This is a genomic window from Rhodococcus sp. 1R11, from assembly GCF_004563845.1.
Lineage (GTDB): Bacteria > Actinomycetota > Actinomycetes > Mycobacteriales > Mycobacteriaceae > Rhodococcoides.
This window is the reverse complement of the sequence record NZ_SPNG01000001.1, coordinates 521055-545748: the sequence shown is the minus strand read 5'-3', so window position 1 is coordinate 545748 and position 24694 is coordinate 521055. Positions and strand designations below refer to the sequence as shown.

At 65.5% G+C, this 24694-nt stretch carries 25 protein-coding genes; 15 read left to right on the top strand and 10 right to left on the bottom strand.

From position 1 onward, the window contains the following. The first annotated feature begins 16 nt into the window (after positions 1-16). Positions 17-1249, top strand: coding sequence for a DNA polymerase IV (gene dinB, locus E4P29_RS02735; RefSeq protein ID WP_280634516.1), 1233 nt, complete (start codon positions 17-19; stop codon positions 1247-1249). Here the strand turns inward: dinB and E4P29_RS02730 are convergent, their stop codons facing one another. Continuing rightward, positions 1250-2647, bottom strand: coding sequence for a cytochrome P450 (locus E4P29_RS02730; protein ID WP_135041646.1), 1398 nt, complete (start codon positions 2645-2647; stop codon positions 1250-1252). It abuts the gene before it with no gap. A gap of 95 nt (positions 2648-2742) precedes the next feature. On the opposite strand from E4P29_RS02730, the gene E4P29_RS02725 reads away from it, so the two are divergent. The 3 genes from E4P29_RS02725 to E4P29_RS02715 all read left to right on the top strand — a co-directional run bounded on the left by E4P29_RS02725 (position 2743) and on the right by E4P29_RS02715 (position 4401). Next, positions 2743-3318 carry a TetR/AcrR family transcriptional regulator gene (locus E4P29_RS02725; protein WP_135041644.1) on the top strand — a complete coding sequence of 192 codons (576 nt, stop codon included), beginning with the start codon at positions 2743-2745 and terminating at the stop codon, positions 3316-3318. A 22-nt stretch (positions 3319-3340) separates the two neighbouring features. After that, a complete protein-coding gene (locus tag E4P29_RS02720) occupies positions 3341-3622 on the top strand; it encodes a DUF2277 domain-containing protein (protein WP_135041642.1) in 282 nt (93 codons plus the stop codon). Between the two features lie 104 nt (positions 3623-3726). Beyond that, positions 3727-4401 carry a hypothetical protein gene (locus E4P29_RS02715; protein ID WP_135041640.1) on the top strand — a complete coding sequence of 225 codons (675 nt, stop codon included), beginning with the start codon at positions 3727-3729 and terminating at the stop codon, positions 4399-4401. 35 nt (positions 4402-4436) lie between these two features. Here E4P29_RS02715 and E4P29_RS02710 read toward each other — a convergent pair whose 3' ends face one another. Further along, a complete protein-coding gene (locus E4P29_RS02710) occupies positions 4437-5600 on the bottom strand; it encodes a globin domain-containing protein (protein ID WP_135041919.1) in 1164 nt (387 codons plus the stop codon). Positions 5601-5773: 173 nt separating this feature from the next. On the opposite strand from E4P29_RS02710, the gene clpB reads away from it, so the two are divergent. The 5 genes from clpB to pyrE all read left to right on the top strand — a co-directional run bounded on the left by clpB (position 5774) and on the right by pyrE (position 11901). Next, positions 5774-8320 (top strand): ATP-dependent chaperone ClpB, encoded by a 2547-nt coding sequence (clpB, locus tag E4P29_RS02705; RefSeq protein WP_135041638.1) that lies wholly within the window; start codon positions 5774-5776, stop codon positions 8318-8320. 102 nt (positions 8321-8422) lie between these two features. Next, the gene (locus tag E4P29_RS02700) at positions 8423-9415 is read left to right on the top strand and encodes a DUF5666 domain-containing protein (RefSeq protein ID WP_135041636.1); all 993 of its coding nucleotides are present in this window, start codon (positions 8423-8425) and stop codon (positions 9413-9415) included. Positions 9416-9639: 224 nt separating this feature from the next. Beyond that, complete coding sequence (locus E4P29_RS02695) at positions 9640-10617, top strand: hypothetical protein (protein ID WP_135041634.1); 978 nt, start codon at positions 9640-9642, stop codon at positions 10615-10617. A 57-nt stretch (positions 10618-10674) separates the two neighbouring features. After that, positions 10675-11250, top strand: a complete 576-nt coding sequence (locus E4P29_RS02690; RefSeq protein ID WP_135041632.1) for a LemA family protein — start codon at positions 10675-10677, stop codon at positions 11248-11250. Between the two features lie 102 nt (positions 11251-11352). Then, the gene (gene pyrE, locus E4P29_RS02685; RefSeq protein ID WP_135041630.1) at positions 11353-11901 is read left to right on the top strand and encodes an orotate phosphoribosyltransferase; all 549 of its coding nucleotides are present in this window, start codon (positions 11353-11355) and stop codon (positions 11899-11901) included. A gap of 58 nt (positions 11902-11959) precedes the next feature. On the opposite strand, the gene E4P29_RS02680 is transcribed toward pyrE, so the two are convergent. The 5 genes from E4P29_RS02680 to E4P29_RS02660 form a co-directional block, all read right to left on the bottom strand. Continuing rightward, positions 11960-12568, bottom strand: coding sequence for a class F sortase (locus E4P29_RS02680; protein WP_135041628.1), 609 nt, complete (start codon positions 12566-12568; stop codon positions 11960-11962). Beyond that, the gene (locus E4P29_RS02675) at positions 12555-14399 is read right to left on the bottom strand and encodes a hypothetical protein (RefSeq protein WP_135041626.1); all 1845 of its coding nucleotides are present in this window, start codon (positions 14397-14399) and stop codon (positions 12555-12557) included. Before E4P29_RS02675 ends, E4P29_RS02680 begins: the two co-directional genes overlap by 14 nt. A gap of 271 nt (positions 14400-14670) precedes the next feature. Then, positions 14671-15897: an MFS transporter gene (locus E4P29_RS02670; RefSeq protein ID WP_094694100.1), complete on the bottom strand. Its 1227-nt coding sequence runs from the start codon at positions 15895-15897 to the stop codon at positions 14671-14673. Further along, positions 15894-16355 carry a MarR family transcriptional regulator gene (locus E4P29_RS02665; RefSeq protein ID WP_032364936.1) on the bottom strand — a complete coding sequence of 154 codons (462 nt, stop codon included), beginning with the start codon at positions 16353-16355 and terminating at the stop codon, positions 15894-15896. The genes E4P29_RS02670 and E4P29_RS02665 overlap by 4 nt, the downstream gene beginning before the upstream one ends. A gap of 92 nt (positions 16356-16447) precedes the next feature. After that, positions 16448-17047 (bottom strand): hypothetical protein, encoded by a 600-nt coding sequence (locus E4P29_RS02660; RefSeq protein ID WP_135041624.1) that lies wholly within the window; start codon positions 17045-17047, stop codon positions 16448-16450. A gap of 141 nt (positions 17048-17188) precedes the next feature. On the opposite strand from E4P29_RS02660, the gene E4P29_RS02655 reads away from it, so the two are divergent. Further along, the gene (locus E4P29_RS02655) at positions 17189-17884 is read left to right on the top strand and encodes a lysoplasmalogenase (protein WP_135041917.1); all 696 of its coding nucleotides are present in this window, start codon (positions 17189-17191) and stop codon (positions 17882-17884) included. On the opposite strand, the gene E4P29_RS02650 is transcribed toward E4P29_RS02655, so the two are convergent. Continuing rightward, positions 17811-18260 carry a hypothetical protein gene (locus E4P29_RS02650; protein ID WP_135041622.1) on the bottom strand — a complete coding sequence of 150 codons (450 nt, stop codon included), beginning with the start codon at positions 18258-18260 and terminating at the stop codon, positions 17811-17813. The two genes, E4P29_RS02655 and E4P29_RS02650, sit on opposite strands and share 74 nt — an antisense overlap. A 90-nt stretch (positions 18261-18350) precedes the next feature. Between E4P29_RS02650 and E4P29_RS02645 the strand changes: the two genes are divergently transcribed. The 4 genes from E4P29_RS02645 (at position 18351) to E4P29_RS02630 (ending at position 21767) form a co-directional block, all read left to right on the top strand. Continuing rightward, positions 18351-19139 (top strand): SDR family oxidoreductase, encoded by a 789-nt coding sequence (locus tag E4P29_RS02645; protein ID WP_027494308.1) that lies wholly within the window; start codon positions 18351-18353, stop codon positions 19137-19139. 86 nt (positions 19140-19225) lie between these two features. Beyond that, complete coding sequence (locus E4P29_RS02640; protein WP_245154118.1) at positions 19226-19888, top strand: DUF6636 domain-containing protein; 663 nt, start codon at positions 19226-19228, stop codon at positions 19886-19888. Continuing rightward, on the top strand, positions 19885-20568 hold the full coding sequence (locus E4P29_RS02635) for an RNA methyltransferase (RefSeq protein WP_135041620.1): 684 nt from the start codon (positions 19885-19887) through the stop codon (positions 20566-20568). The genes E4P29_RS02640 and E4P29_RS02635 overlap by 4 nt, the downstream gene beginning before the upstream one ends. A 62-nt stretch (positions 20569-20630) precedes the next feature. Next, positions 20631-21767 (top strand): glycoside hydrolase family 76 protein, encoded by a 1137-nt coding sequence (locus tag E4P29_RS02630; RefSeq protein WP_135041618.1) that lies wholly within the window; start codon positions 20631-20633, stop codon positions 21765-21767. A 50-nt stretch (positions 21768-21817) separates the two neighbouring features. Here E4P29_RS02630 and E4P29_RS02625 read toward each other — a convergent pair whose 3' ends face one another. Both E4P29_RS02625 and E4P29_RS02620 read right to left on the bottom strand, forming a co-directional pair. Continuing rightward, positions 21818-22411, bottom strand: coding sequence for a DedA family protein (locus E4P29_RS02625; protein ID WP_135041913.1), 594 nt, complete (start codon positions 22409-22411; stop codon positions 21818-21820). Positions 22412-22556: 145 nt separating this feature from the next. Next, the gene (locus E4P29_RS02620; protein ID WP_135041616.1) at positions 22557-23288 is read right to left on the bottom strand and encodes a VTT domain-containing protein; all 732 of its coding nucleotides are present in this window, start codon (positions 23286-23288) and stop codon (positions 22557-22559) included. Positions 23289-23645: 357 nt separating this feature from the next. On the opposite strand from E4P29_RS02620, the gene fbaA reads away from it, so the two are divergent. After that, complete coding sequence (gene fbaA / locus E4P29_RS02610) at positions 23646-24686, top strand: class II fructose-bisphosphate aldolase (RefSeq protein WP_027494302.1); 1041 nt, start codon at positions 23646-23648, stop codon at positions 24684-24686. The last annotated feature ends 8 nt before the right edge of the window (positions 24687-24694 follow it).

Genomic DNA, 24694 nt, shown 5'->3' with positions numbered 1-24694 from the left:
GTGGGAGCATGACAACGTGGAGTCGAATACCGGGGAGGCGAAGAGCGGGGAAGCGAGCATCATGCACGCCGATCTCGACTCCTTCTATGCCTCGGTGGAGCAGCGAGACGATCCGCGGCTGCGAGGAAAGCCGGTGATCGTCGGCGGGGGAGTGGTGCTCGCGGCCAGCTACGAGGCCAAGGCCTTCGGGGTGCGTACCGCAATGAGCGGTGGGCAGGCGCGGGCCGTGTGTCCGCAGGCGATCGTGGTGCCGCCGCGGATGGAGGCGTACTCCCAGGCGAGCAAGGACGTGTTCGACGTTTTTCACGACACGACGCCGCTCGTCGAGGGAATCTCCATCGACGAGGCGTTTCTCGACGTCGGTGGCCTGCGCAAGATAGCGGGCAGCGCACTCGACATCGGGCAGCAACTGCGACGCGACGTCGCCGAACAGGTCGGGCTGCCGATCACCGTCGGGATTGCCACCACCAAATTCCTGGCGAAGGTGGCCAGTGCGTTCGCCAAGCCCGACGGTCTGCTGTTGGTGCCACCCGGTGGTGAACTCGAGTTTCTGCACCCGCTGAACATCGAACGGCTGTGGGGCGTCGGCAAGGTCACCGCCGAGAAGCTGCACGTACTCGACATAAGGACCGTGGGAGACATCGCGGCCTACGGCGAGAGATCGCTGGCCTCCGTGCTGGGAAAGGGCGCAGGAGCGCACCTGTACGCACTGGCCATGGGCCGAGATCCGCGCCGCGTGCAGCCCGGGAAGTCGCGCAGTTCCATCGGTGCCCAGCGGGCCCTTGGCCGCGGGCGGCACGACGCGGCCGAGGTGGAGGCGTCGTTGATCGGCCTCGTCGATCGCGTCACGCACCGAATGCGCGGCGCGCAGCGAACCGGCCGAACGGTGATGTTGCGCTTGCGATTTGCCGATTTCACTCGTGCCACCCGTTCGCACACCCTCGATCGCGCCACTGCCGACACCCGGGACATCCTCGATGCTGCGCTCGCGCTTCTGCACGATGCGGCTCCGTTGATCGCGGAGAAGGGCATCACTCTGGTCGGGGTGACGGTCTCGAGTATCGACAGGGGAGGAGCCGAGCAACTGGAACTGCAGTTCGACGCCCCCTCGGTACGCAGACCACCCGAGGCATCGGCTCTCGACCGTGCGTTGGACGGGGTGCGCAAGAAGTTCGGGTCGACGTCGCTGACGCGCGGAGTACTGCTCGGACGAGACCCGGGGATATCTGTACCGTTGCTGCCGGATTGACTACGTGCGCACCGTCGGCTGCACCCGAAAGCCCTCGGGCATCATGGTCAGCCGTTCGGTGACCTTCAGTCGATATGACGGGTCGGCCTGCAGATCGAAGCGTTGCAGCACGGTACCGAGTACCAGGACTGCCTCATGGATGGCGAATTGCCTTCCGATGCATGCTCTTTCGCCGGTCCCGAAGGGCTTGTACACGTGCGCCGGACGAGCTTTGATGCGGGCGGGCAGAAAGTTGTCGGGGTCGAAGTTCTCCGGCCGATCACCCCACACCGGATCTCGATGCAGTGCCGTCGCGAGCACGATCGCCCAGTCTCCTGCCGCCATGGGGTAGCCGTCGCCGATGACGGTGTCGGCTCGTGCGCCGCGTCCGAACGCGGGAACCGTCGGCCACAGACGCAGTGATTCGTCCAGGACTCGGCGGACGTACCGAAGTTTGGGGACCTGGCCGAACTCCGGTTTGCCGGTGCCCCAGATCTCGTCGACCTCGGCCCGGGCACGTTCGAAGACCTCCGGGTGGGTGGCCAGGAAGTACAGTGCGAAAGACAATGCGCCAGAGGTGGTCTCGTGCCCGGCGATCAGGAACGTCAGGATCTGGTAACCGATGTTGGCTTCGCTCAACGCATTCGGGTTGTCGGCCTCGCGTGCCGCGTCCATCATGATCTGCAGTAGGTCGGTGAAGTGCCCGTCGGACTGTCGACGAGTACGTACGACGTCGGTGAGCACGTCGGCCAGGTATTTCTTGTTCTGGTCGTACCGGCGGTCCGATCGAGCGAACAACGGCGCGGCGAACGCCGGAATCGACAGCAACGCCCGCCGTTGGTTGTACGTCAGTGCGCCGACCATCGCGGATACGAACGGGTGTGGTTCGGCGCGGGTGAACGAGCCGAAGCTGTAGCTGAATCCTGTGCGCCCGATGGTCTCGAGCGTCAGCTTCGTCATGTCCGAGGAGACATCGGTCGTCGACGCGTCGCGCGAACGCTCGGTCCAGTGTTGGATCAGGTCGTCTGCGACGTCCACCATGATGTCGTGGTAGCCCCGCATGGCTCCGGCGGTGAACGCCGGCCGCAGGAGATCGTGGGCTCGTTGCCAATTGGGCTCGTGGTTGTAGGCGGTGAACAGGCCGTCAGCACCGATGTCGCGGAGGCGCTCGACGCCCGGCGGCAGGAACTTCTCGAAGCGGCGTTCGTCGCACAGATCGCCGACCACGTCGGCACCCGAGGCGAAGACGAAGCGCTTGCCGAGGATGTGGCGCTCGAACATCGGTCCGAGCCGGGCGGCCAGAGCCGTCGAATCCTGGATCGGCGAGCGCGGGTCGACGCCGATGACGTCGCCCAGTATCGGCAAGCGGTACGGCGGATGCGGCAGTGCGCCGTCTCGTACTGCGAATTCCGTCGACATGGCCGCTCCTCAGTCCGCGAACCGACTCGTTGAACCGGTGTCAAATAGTGACCGTACTCACCGTTGAACTCGTGTCAAGTAAGGTTCGAAACCCCATGACCACACCTCGAAAACGCATGACACCGGAGCAGCGGCGTGCGCAGCTGATCGAGATCGGGTCGACCCTGTTCGCCGAACGTCCCTACGAGGACGTGTGGATAGAGGAAGTGGCAGACCTGGCCGGGGTCTCACGGGGTCTGATGTACCACTACTTCCCGTCCAAGCGGGAGTTCTTCGTCGAGATCGTGCGCACCGAATCCGAGCGCAACCTCGCCGTCACCGCCCCGGACCCCTCGTTGCCGGTCCTCGAGCAGATAGCCGCCGGACTCGACGCCTACATCGCCTACACTGACGAGCATGCGCACGGCGTCCGAGCGGTCAATCGAGGCGCGCTGCTAGGAGACGACCGCATCAACGACATCCTCACGCGCGAGTTCGACATCCAGCAACAACGCATTCTCGACGCGCTGCCGGACGAGTTCCACGACGACGAGATGGTCCGGGTTGCGCTGCGCGGGTGGGTGGCCTTCGTCCGCGCGGTCTGTCACGACTGGGTGGAGCGTAGGACCCTCGAGCGGGAACAGGTTCGCGAGCTGTGTCTGAAGGCGATCGCAGGCCTTCTCGAGGTGTGAGCTGCGGGTCTATCGTCGGGGAATGTGCCGAAACATCACCACCCTGCGGGGATTGGAACCACACGCCACCGACGACGAGATCGAGGCTGCGGCGCGTCAGTACGTCCGCAAGATCAGCGGAGTGCAGAAAACGTCCGATGCCACTCGCGACGCGTTCGAGACGGCCGTCGCCGAAGTGACGGCCACGACGCATCGCCTGCTCGACGCCCTGCCGGACCGGCGGCAGCCGCCGCCGACGGTGCCGCCGCTCAGGCGTCCGGAAGTGCAGGCGCGGATTGCCGCCAAGGCGGCTTCCGGGGCCTGATGCGTTAGCAGACCACTGCATCGAATGGATGGTTTTCCGCAGAATCGGACGCGCGATCGGGGTCGAGGGTGGCAAACTGGTCGAGTCAGGCGAAGGGGGTGACGATGACCGATCGACGACGACGACGCACGTTCGATTCCCGAGACGGTGACGCAGAGGTCGCCGAGCCACTGCTGCGGGCGGTGCTGTCCTACGCGCCCCGCGACGAGTCCCCGATGCCCCATCCGTCCGAGGGCATCACCTTGCGGGCCGAGAACGGATCCGGTTCGATCCGCCTGGAACTGGCCATCGCCGACGAGCTCGGCGTAGGCATACCGGGACCGTTCGGATCCCGATTCTACGAATGCGGAACGTTCGAAGTGGTTGTGCCGCAACGAGACCCACGCGACGGTGCGCTACTGATGGTTCACCTGCTCGAGGCCCGGGCACCGCACAGATTCGAGTTCACCGCGTCCATGCCTGCGAGCTGGGCGTTGCGGCTCGAGCGAGACGGCTCCGTATCGGTGCTCGACGACACCGGCGACGCAGTGATATTCATCGGCCGCCCTTGGGCTTTCGACTCCGACCTGCATCCTGTGCACGTGTATTACACCATCGAGAACGGCCTGTTGGTGCAGAACGTCGGAGCTACGTCCGACACCGGATACCCCATTCTCGTCGACCCCGATCCCGAGGCGATCATCACCGGAGACGGCAGACTCGTCACCGAGAGCTGGACGCCGCGGTTGGTCGTCGGTGGCGTCGTCGAGGACCTCCCGCCACGGTCGATCTCCGGCTGAAAGGTGACTTCCGGCTGAAATGTGTTGTAGCGCAGTCAGAACGGATCGTGCTGAATGTGTTCCATCGGAGTGCCGACCTTGCGTAGTGCGTACACCGTGGTGCGCACCATCGACGGCGACCCACAGATCTGAATCTGCCGATCGGCCCAGGAACCGAACCGGGTCACCACCTTGCCCACCGGGCCGTGTAGCCGCTGATGCATGCCCCGAGGAAGTTCGCGCGTCGGACCCGAGTGCCACCACGGATCCTCCAGCTCCTCGGTCACCGGCACCACCGTCAGCCACGGATTCGACAACGACAGCTGCCACAGTGTGTCGAGGTCGTACAGATCGCACGGATACGTCCCGCTGACGAACAGATGCACCCGCGGATTGGTACTGCGCTGGGCCATCTCCATCACCTGCGCGCGCAACGGTGCCAAACCGGTGCCCCCGGCGATCATCAACACGTCCTCGCCGATCGTGCGATCGACGTGCATGCCACCCAGCGGCGGGCTGATCAGCCAACGGTCGCCGACAGTCGTTTCGGTGACCATCGCCGGGGATACCCAGCCCCCGGAGACGCGTCGAACATGGAACTCGATCTCGCCGTAGGGGTTGCTGGGAATGGCAGGGGACAGGTAGCGCCACAGTTTGGGCCGCTGCGGAATCTGCACACTGACGTACTGACCGGGGAAGTAGGGAATCTCCCCGTCGGTCTTCAGTCGCACCACGGCCAGGTCGTCGAGCAGGCGGTGATGCTCGACGACGGTCGCGCTCCAGTACGGGGGCAGTTCGTCGTTGTCGGCGGCGGCGGCCATGGCGTTGCTCACCACGGTGAGGGCGTCTCGCCAGGCGGTCTCGACCTCGTCGGTCCACATCTCGGTGCCGGCGAAGCTCCGGAACGCGCTGATCAGCGCCGAACTCCCCGCCCGGAAGTGTGTCCCGGAGATTCCGTGCTTGCGGTGGTCTCGGCCCAGCTGTTCGAGGAACGGCTCGACGCGGTCGGCGTCGTCCAGGTGGTCGAAGACGTACCCCAATGCCAGGACGAAATGCTCGCGCAATGCGTCCATCGACGCCGGGAACAAGGAACGGAAGTCGGGATACTCGGCGAAAAGGTGGGCATAGAACGACCGGGACAGCCGTTCGGGACCGTTCGGTGCGGCCACTACCGACTTGAATCCGGTGCGGACCAGGGAGACCGTGCGTGCGTCGAGCAACCTCCACCCCCACCGATTGACACCTTCGACCGACACCAAAGTAGACCGATCGAGACTTTCGCGCATCAGGGCTTCGTGCACGAAAAGAATCAAGGTTGAGCGGAACAGACTCAACTTGTCTATGGTTGTACCCATCGACACGCTCGAACCCCACACTGGAAAGAAGGTGACCGGTGGACAGTTTCACTCCCACCACGAAGTCGCAGGCAGCACTTTCCGCTGCTCTGCAGGCCGCATCCGCGGCCGGTAACCCGGATATCCGTCCGGCACATTTGTTGGTGGCGTTGCTCGATCAGACCGACGGCATCGCCACACCATTGCTGAAGGCCGTCGGCGTCGACCCTGCAACGGTGCGTCGAGAAGCGCAGAACCTCGTCGACCGCCTGCCCTCGGCATCCGGTTCGACCACCACTCCGCAGCTCGGCCGTGAAACCCTCGCCGCGATCACCGCAGCGCAGCACCTGGCCACCGAACTCGACGACGAGTTCGTCTCCACCGAACACCTCATGGTGGGTCTCGCGACCGGAAACGACGACGTCGCCAAGCTCCTCTCCGGCCATGGTGCCGGAGCCAACGAGCTGCGCGACGCGTTCCAGGCGGTCCGCGGCAGTGCCCGCGTCACCAGCGCGGATCCGGAGAACACCTACCAGGCGCTGGAGAAGTACAGCACCGACCTGACGGCGCTGGCCCGAGAAGGCAAGCTCGATCCCGTCATCGGCCGCGACACCGAGATCAGGCGTGTCGTCCAGGTGCTGTCCCGGCGAACCAAGAACAACCCCGTTCTGATCGGTGAGCCCGGTGTCGGCAAGACCGCCATCGTCGAAGGACTCGCGCAACGCGTCATCGCCGGTGACGTGCCCGAAAGCCTGCGTGGCAAGACCGTCGTATCTCTCGATCTCGGTTCGATGGTCGCCGGCGCGAAGTTCCGCGGTGAGTTCGAGGAGCGGCTCAAGGCCGTGCTCGACGACATCAAGAACTCCGCCGGACAGGTCATCACGTTCATCGACGAGCTGCACACCATCGTGGGTGCAGGAGCCACCGGCGACTCCGCGATGGACGCGGGCAACATGATCAAGCCCATGCTCGCCCGCGGCGAACTGCGACTGGTCGGTGCGACGACCCTCGAGGAGTACCGCAAGTACATCGAGAAGGACGCCGCCCTCGAGCGTCGCTTCCAGCAGGTCTACGTCGGTGAGCCCTCGGTCGAAGACACCGTCGGCATCCTGCGCGGACTCAAGGAACGCTACGAGGTGCACCACGGCGTCCGAATCACGGACTCCGCACTGGTGGCCGCCGCAACCCTCAGCGACCGGTACATCACCGCTCGGTTCCTGCCCGACAAGGCCATCGACCTCGTCGACGAGGCCGCGTCGCGTCTGCGCATGGAGATCGACTCGCGCCCCGTCGAGATCGACGAGGTGGAACGAGCCGTCCGTCGCCTCGAGATCGAGGAGATGGCACTGGCCAAGGAGACCGACGACGCGTCGAAAGCCCGGCTGGACAAGCTCCGTCAGGAACTCGCCGACCTGCGGGAGAAACTGGCCGAGCTCAGCACGCGGTGGCAGAACGAGAAGAACGCCATCGACTCGGTGCGGGTACTCAAGGAAGAGCTCGAGAACCTGCGCGGCGAATCCGATCGCGCCGAACGCGACGGTGATCTCGGCAAGGCCGCCGAACTGAGGTACGGCCGAATCCCGACCTTGGAGAAGGAGCTCGCGGCAAAGACCGAGGACTCACCTGCCCAGGGTGACGTGATGCTCAAGGAGGAGGTGGGCCCGGACGACGTCGCCGACGTGGTAGCGGCCTGGACCGGAATTCCGGCCGGCCGGATGCTCGAAGGCGAAACCGCCAAGCTGCTGCGCATGGAAGACGAACTCGGCAAGCGAGTCGTCGGACAGAAAGATGCAGTACAGGCGGTGTCCGACGCCGTCCGACGCTCCCGCGCCGGGGTGGCCGACCCGAACCGTCCGACGGGCTCCTTCCTGTTCCTCGGACCCACCGGTGTCGGTAAGACCGAGCTCGCGAAAGCGTTGGCGGAGTTCCTGTTCGACGACGAACGCGCGATGGTGCGGATCGACATGAGTGAGTACAGCGAGAAGCACGCCGTCGCCAGGCTCGTCGGTGCCCCTCCGGGCTACGTCGGGTACGAGGCCGGCGGGCAGCTGACGGAGGCGGTCCGCAGGCGTCCGTACACGGTGGTGCTCTTCGACGAGGTGGAGAAGGCACACCCGGATGTGTTCGACATCCTGCTGGCCGTGCTCGACGAGGGCAGGCTCACCGACGGGCAGGGCCGCACGGTCGACTTCCGCAACACGATCCTGATCCTCACCTCGAACCTCGGTGCCGGCGGCACCAAGGACGAAGTGATGGACGCGGTGCGGCGCTCGTTCAAGCCCGAGTTCGTCAACCGGCTCGACGACGTCGTCGTGTTCGACGCCCTGTCGGAGGACCAGCTCGAATCGATCGTCGACATCCAGCTCGGCTTCCTCGCGAACCGTCTGGCAGCTCGTCGACTGACTCTCGACGTGTCGTCGCCGGCCAAGATGTGGCTGGCCGTACGCGGTTACGACCCGCTGTACGGTGCTCGACCGCTACGCCGACTGATTCAGCAGGCAATCGGCGATCAGCTGGCGAAGCTCCTCCTCGCCGGTGACGTGCACGACGGCGACGTGGTGCCCGTCAACGTCAGCCCCGACGGCGAACGGCTCATCCTGGGCTAGCGCCCGAGCCGGCAACCATCCCGAGCAGGCCCGCACGAGACCTCGTGCGGGCCTGCTGTCGGTTGCCGCTGTCGACGTTCTCGGCGTGGGTACCCTCATGGAATGACGAATCCGGACGACCCGCGAGCACCCCGAGATCGCGATCAGGACGCGGCGCAGCAGCCGGAGTCATCCCAGCCGACGCAGGACTACGGGCACCCAGGTGCCCAGCAGTATCCGGATGCCCAGCAGTATCCGGATGCTCAGCAGTATCCGGATGCCCAGCAGTACCCGGATGCCCAGCAGTATCCGGATGCTCAGCAGTACCCAAGTGCTCAGCAGTATCCAGAGGCTCAGCCGACGGAGGCGTATCCGACCCAGGCATACGGGAATCCCGACCCGCAGGCATACCCGCCGGGCTACCAGCCGACGCAGGCGTTCCCGCCTTTCGACCCGGCGCAGCAGGCGGCCGCGAACCAGGCCTACGGCCAGACCCCGGGATACGACACCCAGCAATACGGCCACACCCAGCAGTTCGGGCAGCCGCAGCAATACGGCCACACCCAGCAGTTCGGGCCGCCGCAGCAATTCGGGGGTACGCCGCCACCGGAGGAGCCGTTCGTGGCCGGACCCGGCAGGAAGGGTCCGCGTCCGTGGCTGCTGGTGTTGCTCTGGTTCGTGGTGTTGGCGGTTGTCGTCGTCGCGGGGATCGCGTTTCTGGGCGGACGGTCGGACGAACCGAGCTCCGCCGCTGCAGCGTCCACCTCCATCCGGCCCTCGCCGTCCAGTGCGCCGACGACCACGCCGCGGCCCACGGAATCGGGTGCGACGACCACGCCCGAGCTGATCCCGGGCGGCATTCCCGAGATCCTCGGCCAGCTCGGTTCGTCGGTGGGCACGATCAGCGCCAACGACGGTTCGACTCTGACGCTCGACGGCCTCGACGGCGCTCCGGTCACCGTGCAGACCACACCGCAGACCCAGATAATCTCGTTGTCCGGTAGGGATCTCGCGTCGTTGGCGGTCGGTGCGTTCGTCGTGGTGCAGGGAGAGGCAGCCCAGGACGGGATCATCCGAGCGAACGTCATCATCGAGACTCCGAAGCTCGGAGGGTAGCGGCGGGAGTGGAGCCTGCGGAATGACCCTGAGGTCAGGCGGGAGTGGAGCCTGCGGAATGACCCTGAGGTCAGGCGGGAGTGGAGCCTGCGGAATGACCCTGAGGTCAGGCGGGAGTGGAGCCTGCGGAATTACTTCAGGTCCCCGCGTTGCTCCTATGACGGTTCACAGGAGTCGGCGGCCGTGGGCGGGCGTGAGGTGAAAGTCGATTAAGGTGGTTCGCGATGACGGCAATGTGGTTCGGCCTGGCGGTAATTGCACTCGTGGGCGCAGTGGCGCTGCTTTACATCGACCGATCCAAGCGAGATCGATCCGGTCGGGTACGGCAGATGTGGGCCAAGGCCCAGGGGTACGAGTACCAGCCCCAAGACCGAGAACTGGTCGGCCAGTTCTCGCGCGCCGCGCTGTCCAAGCCCGAATTCGATGTGGCTCTCGGCGTCGTCACCGGAGTTCGGCGAGGTGAGGAGTTCGTACTCTTCGACGTCGAGGAGACGGGCACCATCGTGGCAGTCCAGCGTTCCGTCGGCTCCGATGTCGATATAGACCTTCGCTCCCGCTCGACGCCACCTCCGCGCGACGAGGACATGCAATTGCTCGGTTCCATCGGTCCACGAGTCGTGTTCGCCACCGACGTCGACATCGCCCGCCGTGTCTGCGACCAGCGGATGGCGGCGTTCACCGAGTCGATTCCCGAGAATCTGCAGCTGTTGTGGAGTGAACAGGACTGGACTCTCGGGTCGATGCCGCTGAACAGTTCGGGACGCGATTGGGATGCCGCGATCGATGCGGTCGCACGATTGTCGGGGATGCTGCACGTTCTTCCGCCCGTCCGCGGAAGCGCCGCGTACGGCTCACGTCCGGGCGGAGGCGAGTCCGTTCGTGATCGAAGCGATCCGGGTCGACCGTTGGTGCAGGAACCGCGCGTCGGACCGCCCCGCAACCAGCAGCCCGGGAGCGTCCCGCCGCGCAGCGTCGAACCGCGGGGTGTCGAACCGCGGGGTGTCGAACCGCGCGGTGTCGAGACGAGGAGTCCTGCGGCCGATTCTCGTCCGCAGGAGGCGAGTCGACGGCCGAGTCCGCCGAGGCCGGATCAGAGCGGACCGCAGGCCACGCGATCGGCGAATCCGGTGCGACCGGTACCGCGTCCGCCCGTGTCCCGTCCGATTCCGTTCGATACGGATCGGCGACGCAACCAACCCTGATCGTTCTCGGGCGTGCCTACCGGCCTCGGCGGCCGGGCACCGTTAAATTCGTACCTCGTGACGGTTTTCTCGGGCGTTGTGGTCCTCGTGCTGGTACTCGTCGTCGTCGGTTATGGCCTGAGGGTGGTGCGCCGCCTCGCGCGGTACCGCGGCCTGGCCGAGCAGAGCGCACGGCTCGTCGACATCGAGCTCGAGCGTCGATACGACCAACTGCAACCGTTTCTGACTGCGGCCGAGTCGGCGGACCTGTCGGGCGACCTCCTGCGTCAGCTCGCCGGAGCGCGTTCGTGGTCCAAGGCAGTCCGTGATCGCGGACTGGGCCTGCAGGCGCAAGCTGCCGCCGAGAACGCTCTGTCCGCCGCCTTCCACGCGGTTCTCGACGACGCCGAAGCTCGCCGCAGTGTCGTCGGCAACTGGGCGTTCCAGGGGCCGGCCGGCGACCTGACGGTCACCGAGAAGCGGATTGCCGGCGCAGTGCGGGTGTACAACGACACGGCGTATCAGCTGTCGGAGGCCGTCGGATCGCTTCCTTCGTCGCTGATCGCGAAGGCTCGCTCGGTGACCGCGCCCGAACCGTTCGTGGAAACCAAGGAATCGCTCGACGAGCACCGCGCCGCCGAGGTCGCCGCGTAGGGGAGCGCTGCGCGCAGTACCCGGGTGCGGGTGGTCGAGAATCTCGGTGGGTAAGTTCGTACCGACCCGACCGCCTCATGGCACGACGAGAGGAACCCGAACATGGCCGACAGCGCTGCGAATTCGGACAGGCAGGAACTGGCCGATCTGGTGAAAGAGCTTGCCGTCGTGCACGGGAAGGTGACGTTGTCCTCGGGCAAGGAAGCCGACTACTACGTGGATCTGCGTCGGGCGACGCTCCATCATCGCGCGGGTGCGCTGATCGGCTCGCTGATGCGCGATCTCGTCGCCGACTGGGATTTCGCGTCGGTCGGTGGTTTGACGATGGGCGCAGATCCGGTGGCTATGGCGATCATGCACGCGCCGGGCCGGCCGATCGACGCATTCGTGGTCCGCAAGGCCGCGAAGGCGCACGGCATGCAGCGTCAGATCGAGGGACCCGACATCGTCGGCGCACGCGTTCTCGTCGTGGAAGATACGACGACGACCGGTAATTCGCCCTTGACCGCGGTTCGAGCTCTGCGAGACGCGGGCGCAACGGTCGTCGGGGTCGCCACTGTCGTGGATCGAGCGACAGGTGCGGACGATGTCATCGCTGCCGAAGGGCTGGAATACCGATCTCTGCTGGGCTTGGCCGACCTCGGTCTGTAGCCACTTTCGCGGCCGGACCCGAGACCCGGCCGCGAAAGTAACTGTCAGCAAGAGTTTTTCAGCGAATCAACTGCGCGACGACGACGAAGTTGTCGTCGGTCGGCTCGCCGCCTTGGACGTCGCAGTTGGCCAGGATCAGTCGACCCGGCACCGATTTGCGAAGGTCGTTGTCCGCCAACAGGGATCCCTTCGGCAAAGGTCCTACCGATTCGACTGCGTACTCGATGGTTCCGGTGGCCGTTCGTAGCACCACGGTGTCTCCCGGTGTCACCACCCGGAGCGCTTTGAACGGTGCATCACGCTTCGAATAGTTGTGTCCGGCAACGACAACGGTTTGTTCGGTGTCGGTTCCCGGCATTCCGCTCTCGGCCCACCACGCGGGTAGTTCGTCGACCGGGTTCAGCACCTGACCGCTTTCCCCGCCGCGATAGAGGGGGTCCGGATGAATGGGACTGCTCAGATAGGTCGACCCGTCCGCCGAGCGCAGCTCGATGTACTCCGGTCGAGCGGGGGCGACATCGCCCGTCGGTGCAGCCCCCGAGATCTGTGACTGCACCGGCGAACGATCGGGTGCGGCGATCCCGACTTCGTCACTCGCACAACCTGATACGAGAAGAACGAACGTCAGGATCGCCGTCCACAGCCAGCGGGTGTTACGAGGTGGCATCGGTGGAACTGCGGCGACGCAGGTAGAACGCGCCACCGGCAGCTGCGACGACGACCACGCCGACGCCGGCCAGGATCACCGGGGTGTTCGACGAGCTGTCCGATGCGCCCGACGCCTCGCTCGAGGAGTCGCCGAGTGCCAGATCGACCGGCGGGAGCTCTCCGGCCACGCTGACGACGCCGTTGTCGTCGGTGGTGAAGTAGTCCGCGACGGTGAACGATCCGTCCTCGTTCTTGACGCCGACGAGCGAGACTCCGGTCTTGTCGACGACGACGGTGTTCTCGTCGACCTCGGTGACGGGTACGTCTTCCTTCACGGTGTTGCCGAGGTTGATGGTCCACTCGAACTTCGGTCCGCTGGCTGCCAATTCGGCTGCCGCCGCCTTGAGATCGGCCTCGGCCTTCGCCTTGGCGTCGGCCTCGGTCTTGGCGGCCGTTGCGGCGTCCTGAGCGGTCTTCAGGGTGGCTGCGGCCTCGGTGGCCTTGGTCTTGGCGGCCGCGGCTGCGTCGGTCTTGGCCTGCAGATCTGCATCGGCAGCCGCAACTGCGGCGTCGGCATCGACGACTGCCTGGGCTGCGTCGGCTGCGGCCTTCTCCAAAGTGGTGATGTCGGCATCGGACGGGGCGGCGTCGAGTGCAGCCTGGGCAGCGGTGGCCGCCTTCGCCTTGGTGTCGGCGTCGGCCTTGGCTGCGTCGGCGGCAGTGCGGGCGTCGGCTGCGGCCTTCTCGGACGCAGTTTCCTCACCTGCAGCGGCCTCGGCGGCGGCTTCGAGGTTCTTGGCGTTCTGCTCGGCCACTACGGCCACTGCGGCAGCGGTCTGAGCCTCGATGTTCAGTGCCAGCGACTTCGCGGCAGTGGCAGCGGCAGCGCGAACTGCGGCGGTCACCTTGGCGAGGTTGAAGTTCTTGAACGAATCCTGAACAGCTGTAACGGAATCCGCGAGTGCCTTGTTCGATGCGTCCGCTTCGACCTTGGCGGTGGCGGCGAGTTCGGCCTTCGCGTCGGCGTCTGCGCGAGCTGCCTCGGCTGCGGCGGTGGCCTCGGGGTTGCCCGAGACGGCTGCGGCTTCGAGCTCCTTTGCCTTCGCCTCTGCCTCGGCTGCGGCTGTTGCAGCGCTGTCGGCAGCGGCCTTGCTTTCGTCGGCCTTGGTCTTCAGTTCGGCGGCGGTGTTCTTCGCTGCGGTGACCGCTGCGCTCGCTGCGGCGCTCTCTACCTTCGCGTTCGTGGCGGCCGTGACGGCGGCTTTGGCCTTGACGTCTGCCTCGGCAGCAGCAACCTCTGCCTTGGTTGCGTCGGTGCTCGCGGTGGCCTCGGCGGCCTTGGCAGTCTCGAGCCGTACCTGGGCTGCGGCCGATGCGGCTGCGGCTTCCTTGCTGGCGGCCTCGGCGTCGGCGATCGCCTTCTTCTCGGCGTCGGACAGCTGCGGAATGACATCGAGGTTGACTGTGGCCGTGCCGTCTTCGTTGAACACGACGCCGCCGGTGATCTGCGGGAGCGGACGAACGGCGGAGGGGGCTTCGGGTGTCGGGGCTGCAGCTGCGGCGGCCGCTGCTGCATCCTCGGACGTGACGGCCGGGACAGGTGCGTCGATCTGTCCTTCGGCTGCTGCGGTGCCGGATCCTTCTACTGCGGCACCCTGTTCGCCTGTGGGAGCGGCGGGTTCGACGCCTTCGGATTCCTCGCCCGCCGGTGCTTGAACCTCGGAGCTTTGCGGGGTCGGGTCCTGAGCACTGGCGATTCCCGGTGCGGCGATGGACAGTGACAGTGCCATGGCGGCTCCGGCTGCGGCGAGGCGCGCCTTCTTGGACCTGGCGATCGACTTCTGCGACATGGAGATTGTGGCCCTTCGGTCAGTGGCAGCAGTGAGCTGCGCGCACCCGTCCTCCCACGCGGAACGAGTGTTGTTGGTGAGTCACACGAACAACCGTGATGACGTGACCGTAAACCAACCGGACGGTACATCGAACCGAAAAGTCCTTTACCGGTCTTTTGGTTATCAAAGTGTTACTGATGAGGCAGATGTGACGATTGAGGCCACTGATACACGTCGACGGCCGAGAGTCATGCTCTCGGCCGTCGGATTCAGTGGTTGATCGACAGGCTCAGTCGCCGACTGTTACCGCGCGGGCTTCGTCGATGCTGTGCGGTGCCGGCTCGTGTTCGTCCACGTGGGCGAGGACTTTTCGGCCGGTCGCCAGGACGACGATGGCCAGTGCCGTGCAGGCCGCGCCGACCCAGAACGGGACGTGCATGTTCGATTCTCCGAGCTTGCCGGCCAGGTAGGGAGCGGCGGCACCGCCGGTGAAGCGGACGAAGCTGTAGGCCGCGGACGCGGTCGAGCGCTCCACCGGTGCCGAGATCATGACGGTCTCGGTGATCAGAGTGTTGTTGACGCCCAGGAACAGGCCGGCCACGACGGTTCCGACGATCAGGACGGTCTTGTTCTCGGTGAACATCGCCATGACGCCGAGGTCGACGGCGAAGAGCAGGAGCGAGAGCATCATCATGTTCAACGTTCCGTAGGCCCGCTGCAGTCTCGGCGCGATGAACACCGATGCCACGGCCAGGCAGAGGCCCCAGCCGAAGAAGATGAAACCGATCGAGTACGTGCCCATGTCCAGGGGGAACGGGGTGTACGCCAGCAGGGTGAAGAAGCCGTAGTTGTAGAGCAGTGCGGTGATGCCGACGGTCAGCAGTCCGCGGTGTCGCAGTGCCCTGAACGGATCGAGGATCGACGTGGTGTGCGCGGGCTTGGGGGTGTCCGGGAGCATGACGATCAGCAGGATGAACGCGATGGCCATCAGCACTGCGACGCCGAAGAACGGTCCGCGCCAGCTGAATCCGCCGAGTAGGCCACCGACCAGCGGGCCTGTCGCGATTCCGATGCCCAGCGCGGCTTCGTAGAGAATGATCGCGCGAGCGACGCCGCCGGATGCTGCGCCGACGATGGTCGAGAGCGCCGTGGCGATGAACAGGGCGTTGCCCAGGCCCCAGCCGGCGCGGAATCCGATGATCTCGCCGACGGAACCGGACATGCCGGCGAGGGCGGCGAAGACGACGATGACTGCCAGGCCGGCCAGCAGCGTGCGCTTGGGTCCGAATCGGCTGGACACGACGCCGGTGATGAGCATGGCGACGCCGGTGACGAGCATGTAGCTGGTGAACAGCAGCGACACCTGAGACGGCGAGGCGTGCAGTTGTTCGCCGATCGGCTTGAGGATCGGGTCGACCAGACCGATGCCCATGAAGGCGATGACACTGGCGAACGCGACGGCCCACACTGCGCGCGGTTGCTTCAGGAGGCTGTCGGGGGAGGTGCTGGTGGTCACGAAAGAGTTCCTCTCTTTTCGCGATCGACGGGTTCGAGAATGCTGCGAAGCTCGCTCAGGCCGTCGGTCAACTTCTGGATTTGTTCCGGGTCGCGGTCGGACAGGTACGGCACGAGCCCGTCGACGATGTGACGGCGACTCGCCGCGAGCCACCGATGGCCGGCCTCGGTCATCTCGACGAGCACTGCCCTCGAGTCATCGGGGTCGGACGTCTTGGTCACCAGGCCGTTCTTGCCCAGCTTCGCGAGCAGTGCCGTGGCCGAGGGCTGCGAGCATCGGTCCAACTCGGCGAATGTGCTGATGCGCAGGGGCTGATATTCCTCGAGCAGCGACAGTGCCCGCATCCACGCTCTGGGCCATTCGTCGCTGCCGAATCGGGCAGCCAAGCGAACGAAGCGTGACGAACTGGTGACCAGCTCCGAGACCAGATCTTTGAGGTCGTCGTGGGAATGGCTCACGGATTTATTGTTACATACACTAACTATCTATCGCAACGCGGGACTCACCTTCCCCTTCGATCGGGTGGGGTGAGTCTCGGAGATCGAGCGCGTCAGTGTCGGCTCAGTAGATCGGCGATCTCGCGATCCCATTCGGCGTCTCGCCGCCCGTCGTAGCGGTAGCGCATGACGTAGTAGAAGCCGACCAGCGCAGTGGCCGCCAGGATCCAGCTTCCGACAGCACTGAAGATCGCGGCAGCGACGACATCCGAGGAGGTCAGTGGCCGCAGGCTCAGCTCGCCGGCGTCGTTCACCCAGATCTGAGCGGTCGTACCGACCGGCGAACCGGTGTCGACGCTGACACGGCCGGTGTGCTCGACACCTCGGTAGACCCACTGCGAGGGAACGGCCGTCACGGCGGCAGCGTTGGTGGAGTCGAAACTGGCTGCGGCGGTCGGTGCTACGGCTGCGACATCGGTCGTGGTGGCCGTCACCTGGTGGATCGATGTGCGCTGATCGTCGAGTCGTTGCTGCTGCTCGGAGTAGGCGCCGATGCCGATCCACAGCGAGAACGGAACCATGACGAGCAAGAGGGTGACGATCCAGCGTTTGATCTGTGCCTGGCGTAGGTCGCAGTCGCGGAGAAGCGGATTGGGGTAGCCGGCGACCTCGTCACCTGCGATGCGAGTGTGCCCGGTGAGTTTGCGGCGCATGATGGTCCCCAGTGCTTTCGAAAATGTTCCGACCGACCTGTCCACGATGCCCACGCTCACTGCGAGTATCAAGCGATAGGGGTCAGGGTCACATGTGACGGTCGTTATGACGGATTCGCCCCGGAAAGGTCGGAAGTGAACATCGATCGGGTGGGATGTGCCCGCGTTGCCGCGTCGGTAGCAGCTGCGGTGACAGTGTTCGGGGCGTGGACCGGCTCGGCACGGCTGCAGAAGATCGCGAAGCCGCTGATCGTTCCCGCGTTGGCCACCGCCCTCGATCCGGCACACGACCGGGTGCTGGCGACGGGTCTGGCCGCAGCCACCATCGGCGACGTGCTGTTGATCGACCCGGACGACGACTCGGCACTCGAACTCGGTGCCACGGCATTCGGAGTCATGCAGAGCTGTTACACGTTGCTGCTGTGGCGTCGTGGTGCGCGACCGGTTCTGCTGGACGCCGTTCCGCGATACGCGGGCTGGCTGGCCGCGTCGATTTTGCTGGCTCGACGCCAACCGGCGGTCGCCCCGACCCTGTCGGCCTACGGCGGCCTGCTCGCGACGACGTCGACGTTATCTGCTCGGTCGGTCTCGCGTGGGGGTGACCGCAGGCTCGTCGTGGGCGGAATCCTGTTCACGGTGTCCGACGCGCTGATCGTCCACCGACGGTTGTTCCTCGCCGACGAACGGCACCGCCGTACGGCCGAGGCGGTGATCCTGTCCACGTATGTGGCCGCTCAGATGCTCCTCGTCGACGCCCTGGCCACTACTCGTCGACGTCGTGACGGGGAAGCAGCAGAACCCGCTCTCGATGGGCCGGGTCCACTCGAACGGCGATGACCGTGCCCGGCTCGAAGTGTGCGGTGTCGGCTCGCGGGATGCCGTAGACGATCTTGCCGAAGTAGCTGCTCGAGCCCGGCACGGTGAACTCCAGGTCCAGCTCGGCGGTGTCGTCGTCGATGCGCCGGATGGCGTCCACCGTCGCCCATCCCTCGACGCCGTGTTCGATCAGTTCCTTCTGCTCGCGCGTCGGGCGTCCGGCGATCATCATGGCCAGGCCGAGGGCCGCGCCGAATCCGGCCACCAGGGCTGCCAACTGGTACGGCAAGGTGCCGGGCGGTGTTTTGTCCACGAGCCAGCCGATCCAGACTGCCAGCACTATCGAATAGCCGATCGCCACGGCGACGACGGCGCGCACGATCCTCGAGTCGTTCACTTCGGTACTCCTGTGCCGTCGGGAGACGGCGTTCGATCGATCGGAGATTGGGGGTTACTCGTAAGTAGGGTTACATGTACGGTGATCGATGTGACTCGACCAACTGTCTTCATCTCAGGTGCCGCGGCCGGCATCGGCCGTGCAACGGCACTCAAGTTCGCTGCCAACGGTTACCTCGTCGGTGCATACGACATCGACGAGACCGGTTTGGCGTCACTCGGCAAGGAAGCTGCTTCGCTCAGCGGTCGGGTGTTCACCGGTACTTTGGATGTAACCAACTCCGACCAGTGGGAAACCCGGTTGAAGGAGTTCGTCGCCGAGGGCGACGGTCGACTCGACATCTTGATCAACAATGCCGGGATCCTCGCTGCAGGTGCCTTCGAGGACATGCCCCTCTCGGTGCATCGCCGCCAGATCGACATCAACGTCAACGGCGTCGTCTACGGCACCCACGCTGCCTTCCCCTACCTCAGGGACACTCCGGGCGCGCAGGTAGTCAACCTGTGCTCGGCCTCGGCCATCTACGGTCAGCCCGAGCTGGTGACGTACGGCGCATCCAAGTTCGCGGTACGCGGCATCACCGAGGCGTTGGATCTCGAATGGAGCAAGTACGACATCGCGGTCAAGGCCATGTGGCCGCTGTTCGTCCAGACGGCGATGACCGAGAAGATCTCGACGGGCACCACGAGTTCGTTGGGTATCAAGCTCACCGTCAAAGATGTGTCCGACGCGATCTTCGACGCCACCCGTCCGGTGAAGCGTCGGTTGCACAAGGTGCATTTCCCGGTCGGACTGCCCTCCAAGGCGCTCTCGCTCGGTTCACGGTTCTCGCCTGCGTGGCTCACCCGTGAAGTCAACCGCCGTCTGAGCCACACCTAGAACGCCGCACCCGACGATGCCGGCGCTGCGCCGGTATCGTCTGTCTTTCGAGCAGTAGGTGTCGAAAGGTGGGTCGGGTTTTCTTCATGCTGAGCACGGTGCGGTCGAGCAGGACAAGACAATTCGGGACAGTGCGGGTGGGAACGGTGCGGGCGTGGGTGGTCGCTGTCGGGGTCGGGTCGGCTCTCGTACTCACCGGCTGCAGTAGCGAGTCGGCTGCGCAAGCGCCGCCTCCGTCGTCGACCACCACCCCTGTGCCGACCACCACGACGACGGCACCGACCACTACTCCGCCGCCGGTGACGACAACGTCGGAAGCGCCGCCGCCCCCGCCGGTCGAACCGCCCCCACCGGTCGTGGAGCCGCAGACGACGTATGCCGCGATCGGCGGGGCCTATTACTTCACCTCGCCCGACGGGCTGTTCCAGTGCGGAATCGTGCCGCTGTCGAGTCGCACCGAGGCCGGGTGCCAGGGCACGACCACCCCGGTTCCGCCTCGGCCCGACGACTGCATGATCAACTGGGGCAACGGTATTCGCGTGACCAACGACGGTCCCGCGGCATTCATGTGTTCCGGGGGAGTGGTGTACACCTCGGGCGGCGAGTCGATGGATCCCCCGCTGGCGGTCGGCGCGACGATCGCCGAGGGTGGCTACACCTGTACCTCGACCGAGAACGGCATCTCGTGTGCGAACGACGCCACTGGCCACGGATTCCGGATCGCGCCCGACAGTAACGAAATCTATTGAGCGAGAACGAGATCGAAGGCCCACCGGCCGAAGCTGGCCCCACCGAATGGGGTGAGAACCCGAACGGCGTCGGCCCGTGGTCGGACACTCACGACGAGCCGCCGCCCGACGACCCGCGATTGGACCCCGAACTGCTCGCCGCCGGTGATCGACGCAATGTCGTCGACGCATATCGATACTGGCGACGCGAGGCGATAGTCGCCGACATCGACACTCGCCGTCATTCGCTGCACGTCGCCATCGAGAACTTCGCGAACGACGCCAACATCGGCACCGTGGTGCGGACGGCCAACGCCTTCGCCGCACAGGCGGTGCACATCGTCGGGCGGCGTCGATGGAACCGTCGCGGCGCGATGGTCACCGACCGGTACCAACACATCCAGCACCATGATTCGGTCGAAGCGCTGATGGCGTTCGCCGAGGCTCGGGGGCTCGTCGTCGTCGCCGTCGACAACACCCCGGGCTCGGTGCCGATCGAAACGGCAGAGCTGCCGCGCAACTGCCTACTGCTGTTCGGCCAGGAGGGTCCCGGCGTCTCCGAAAGTGCCCGGGAGTCCGCGTCCATGACGGTCTCGATCGCGCAGTTCGGGTCGACACGCAGCATCAATGCCGGTGTCGCGGCCGGGATTGCGATGCACTCGTGGATTCGTCGCCACGCCGATCTCGATACCGCATGGTGAGGACAGGGCCCTACCCGGACGGGATGTAACGGTTCGGCAACGGTAGTGGCAGGATTGCGGGTATGCAGGAGTTGTGGTCGCAGCGTGCCGACGCCGCGGAGGGGGCCGTCGTCGCACGGCACATGCGTCGGCTGTGGGGACTGCCCGGTACGGCGCTCGGAGTGGTCGCGTGGCCGCCCGTCAAGCGTGAGCGTGCCTTCCTGCGGTGGCACTACTGGTGGCAGGCACACCTGCTCGACTGCGCGGTGGATGCAGCCGACCGCGAACTCACCACGAAACGTCGACGACGCCTGACGAAGATCACTCGCGCGCACCGCACCCGGAACCTCACCGGCTGGACCAACAACTATTACGACGACATGGCCTGGCTCGGGTTGGCCCTCGAACGTGCGCAGCGTCAGCACTTCGTCGGAAACCGAAGTGGCATCCAGCAGATCGAGATGGAACTGTTCGACGCCTGGGCTCCGGCCGAAGGCGGCGGCATCCCGTGGCGCAAGAAATCAGACTTCTTCAACGCGCCGGCCAACGGCCCGGCCGCGATCATGCTCGCCCGCACCGGTCGGCTCTGGCGTGCCCAGGAGATGTCGGACTGGATGGACCGCACCCTGCGTGACTCGCGCACCGGATTGATCCTGGACGGCATGCATTCCACTCGCGCCCTCGTCGACGCGGGCACGTCCGGCGAGGTCGAACGCGCGATCTACAGCTACTGCCAGGGCGTCGCACTCGGCTTGGAAACCGAACTCGCACTCCGTCTCGGCGAGCCGAGGCACGCGCAGCGCGTCCACGCGCTGGTCGACGCCGTGGAGAACCACCTCACCCGCAACCTCGTCATCACCGGCGGCGGCGGGGGAGACGGGGGCCTGTTCAACCCGATTCTCGCGCGCTACCTGGCGTTGGTGGCCACCGAACTACCCGGCGACACCGACGCCGACGACCGTGCACGAGAGGTCGCGGCCGCAATCGTCCTCGCCTCGGCCGAGGCCGCATGGGAGAACAGACTCGAAGTGGAGGACAACCCACTGTTCGGTGCCGACTGGACCCGCGAAGCCCGATTCCCGGGGCAGGGCCTGCACATCGCCACCTTCGCCGAGGGAACCGTCCGACCGTCCGAGGTGCCCGAACGCGACCTGTCCGTGCAACTCGGTGGCTGGATGCTCATGGAAGCGGCCTACCGCGTCTGCGCGGCTAATTTTTAGGTCGTTCCGCAGGCTGCACTCCCGCGGATTCCAGGTCGTTCCGCAGGCTGCTACTCCACAACCTCGTCGACGACGATCGTCTCTTCGGGACGCGCCATTTCCTTGCGGTATTGCCAGATGCCCAGACCCGTTCCGACGACCAGCAGCACGATCATGCTGATCAGCACCGCGGGCATCAGCCACGGGATGCGCTGGATGAACGAGCCGAAGTAGAAGCCGACGAGCAACAGCACCGGTGCCCAGATGATCGCGCCCAGAGTGCTGGCGATGGTGTAGCGACGGTGATCCATCTTCGCCGCCCCGGCGACCATCGGGCAGAGCGTGCGCACCCACGGGATCCAACGCGCGACGAGCACCGCCCAGAATCCGTGCTTTTCCAGCAGCAGGTTCACCTTGTGCAGGTTCTTGGTGTTGAGATATTTGCCGTTCTTGCGGGCCACCAGCGTCGAACCGGTTCGGTGGCCGATCATGTATCCCACCTGGTTGCCTGCGATCGCCGCAACCATCGCACCGACCGAGAGAGCCCAGATGTGGCCGGTGCCCGACGCGTGCGTCGCCATGACGATGCCCGCCGTGATCAGCATCGAGTCGCCGGGTAGGAACAGACCGATGATCACCGCGCATTCGATGAACACGAATGCCATCACGATCACCCACACGACCAGCGGACCCGCGGACTGCAGCGGTCCGAAACTGCCGACGGCCTCGGTGGAGAAGGTCTGCAGTGCGGTGGCGGTCAATGCTGTGGCGCTCAGTGACACGGGCTCGATCGCTTTCGGAATATCTCGATCAGGACTTGGAGTCCGGGGCGTCGGCTTCGATCGCGTCGGCTGCTTCCCCGAGTGGAGTCTTACGTGCCTTGATCATGCGCTTACCGACTTCGATCACGATGGGCAGTACGGACACCGCGACGATCAGCAGGAAAATGATGTCGACGTGGTCGCGGATGAACGCGATCTGCCCGAGCAGGTACCCCAGAACCGTGACACCCGCGCCCCACAGGATGCCGCCGACGACGTTGTACGTCAGGAACAACGAGTACTTCATGTGCGACGCACCGGCGACGACCGGCGCGAACGTCCGCACGATGGGTACGAAGCGCGCCAGGATGATGGTGATCGGGCCATGCTTTTCGAAGAAGTCGTGCGACTCGTCGATGTACTTCTTCTTGAAGAATCGCGCGTCGTTCGACTTGAACAGGGCAGCGCCGCCCTTGCTGCCGATGAGGAAACCGACCTGGTCGCCGAGGATCGCCGCGATGGGAATCAGGATGACCAGCGTCCAGATGGACGCGAACGGCTCGATCTCGGTGGACTTCGACGCCGCGATCAAACCGGCCGTGAACAGCAACGAGTCACCGGGCAGCAGCGGAAACAGCAGGCCCGACTCGATGAACACCACCAGCAGCAGACCGATCAGTACCCAGTGACCGAAGGAATTGAGCAGGTTCACCGGATCGAGGAAACCGGGCAACAGGGCCAGATTCGTCGTCACCGATTCCGAAGCAGCAAGAAGACTCACCGCGCCCACACTACCGGCCGAAACCGGCAACTCCTGAACAGTCGGTGTCGGCCGACCGTGAACTCGATGGCCTGTTGGGCACCCTCGACGCGCCGTCGATCGCCGGCGACGGCAGCGGGAGTGGAGCCTGCGGAATGACCGGAGGGGGCGGGAGTGGAGCCTGCGGAATGACCGGAGGGGGCGGGAGTGGAGCCTGCGGAACGACCAGAGGGGCCGGGAGTGGAGCCTGCGGAATGACCAGACGGGCGGGAGTGGAGCCTGCGGAATGACCTTGGGGTGCGGGTACGCACGACACCGAGCCCGGAGGTTGCCATACTGCACAGGACACAATCGAACTTTCAATGGAGGAATGACGCCGTGCCTATCGCAACTCCCGAGGTCTACGCCGAGATGCTGGGCCGGGCGAAGGAACACAAGTTCGCCTTCCCCGCAATCAACTGTGTGGGTTCCGAGTCCATCAACGCCGCCATCAAAGGCTTCGCCGACGCGGGTAGCGACGGCATCATCCAGTTCTCGACCGGCGGCGCAGAATTCGGCTCCGGCCTGGGTGTGAAGAGCATGGTCACCGGCGCTGTCGCACTCGCCGAGTTCGCCCACGTCGTGGCCGCCGAATACGACGTCACCATCGCGCTGCACACCGACCACTGCCCCAAGGACAAGCTGGACACCTACGTGCGTCCGCTGCTCGCGATCTCGCAGGAGCGCGTCGACGCCGGCAAGAACCCGCTGTTCCAGTCGCACATGTGGGACGGATCGGCCGTACCGATCGACGAGAACCTGGAGATCGCCAAGGATCTGCTGGCCCGCGCTGCGGCCGCGAAGATCATCCTGGAGATCGAGATCGGCGTCGTCGGCGGCGAAGAAGACGGCGTCGAGGCCGAGATCAACGACAAGCTGTACACGTCGAACGAGGACTTCCTCAAGACCGTCGAGGCACTCGGTGCCGGAGACGCCGGCTCGCGCTACCTGCTGGCGGCCACCTTCGGCAACGTGCACGGCGTCTACAAGCCGGGCAACGTCAAGCTCAAGCCGTCCGTTCTCGCCGACGGTCAGCGTGTGGCCAGCGAGAAGCTCGGTCTGGCATCGGGCTCGAAGCCGTTCGACTTCGTCTTCCATGGCGGATCGGGCTCGGCGAAGAGCGAAATCGAAGAGGCGCTCGAGTACGGAACTGTGAAGATGAACGTCGACACCGACACCCAGTACGCATTCAGCCGCCCCATCGCCGGACACTTCTTCTCCAACTACGACGGTGTGCTCAAGATCGACGGCGAGGTGGGCAACAAGAAGGCCTACGACCCGCGCAGCTACCTCAAGAAGGCCGAGGCCGGAATGACGGCCCGCGTGATCGAGGCCTGCAACGACCTGAAGTCGGCCGGACGCAGCGTCAGCGCCGGATAAGCGGCTGC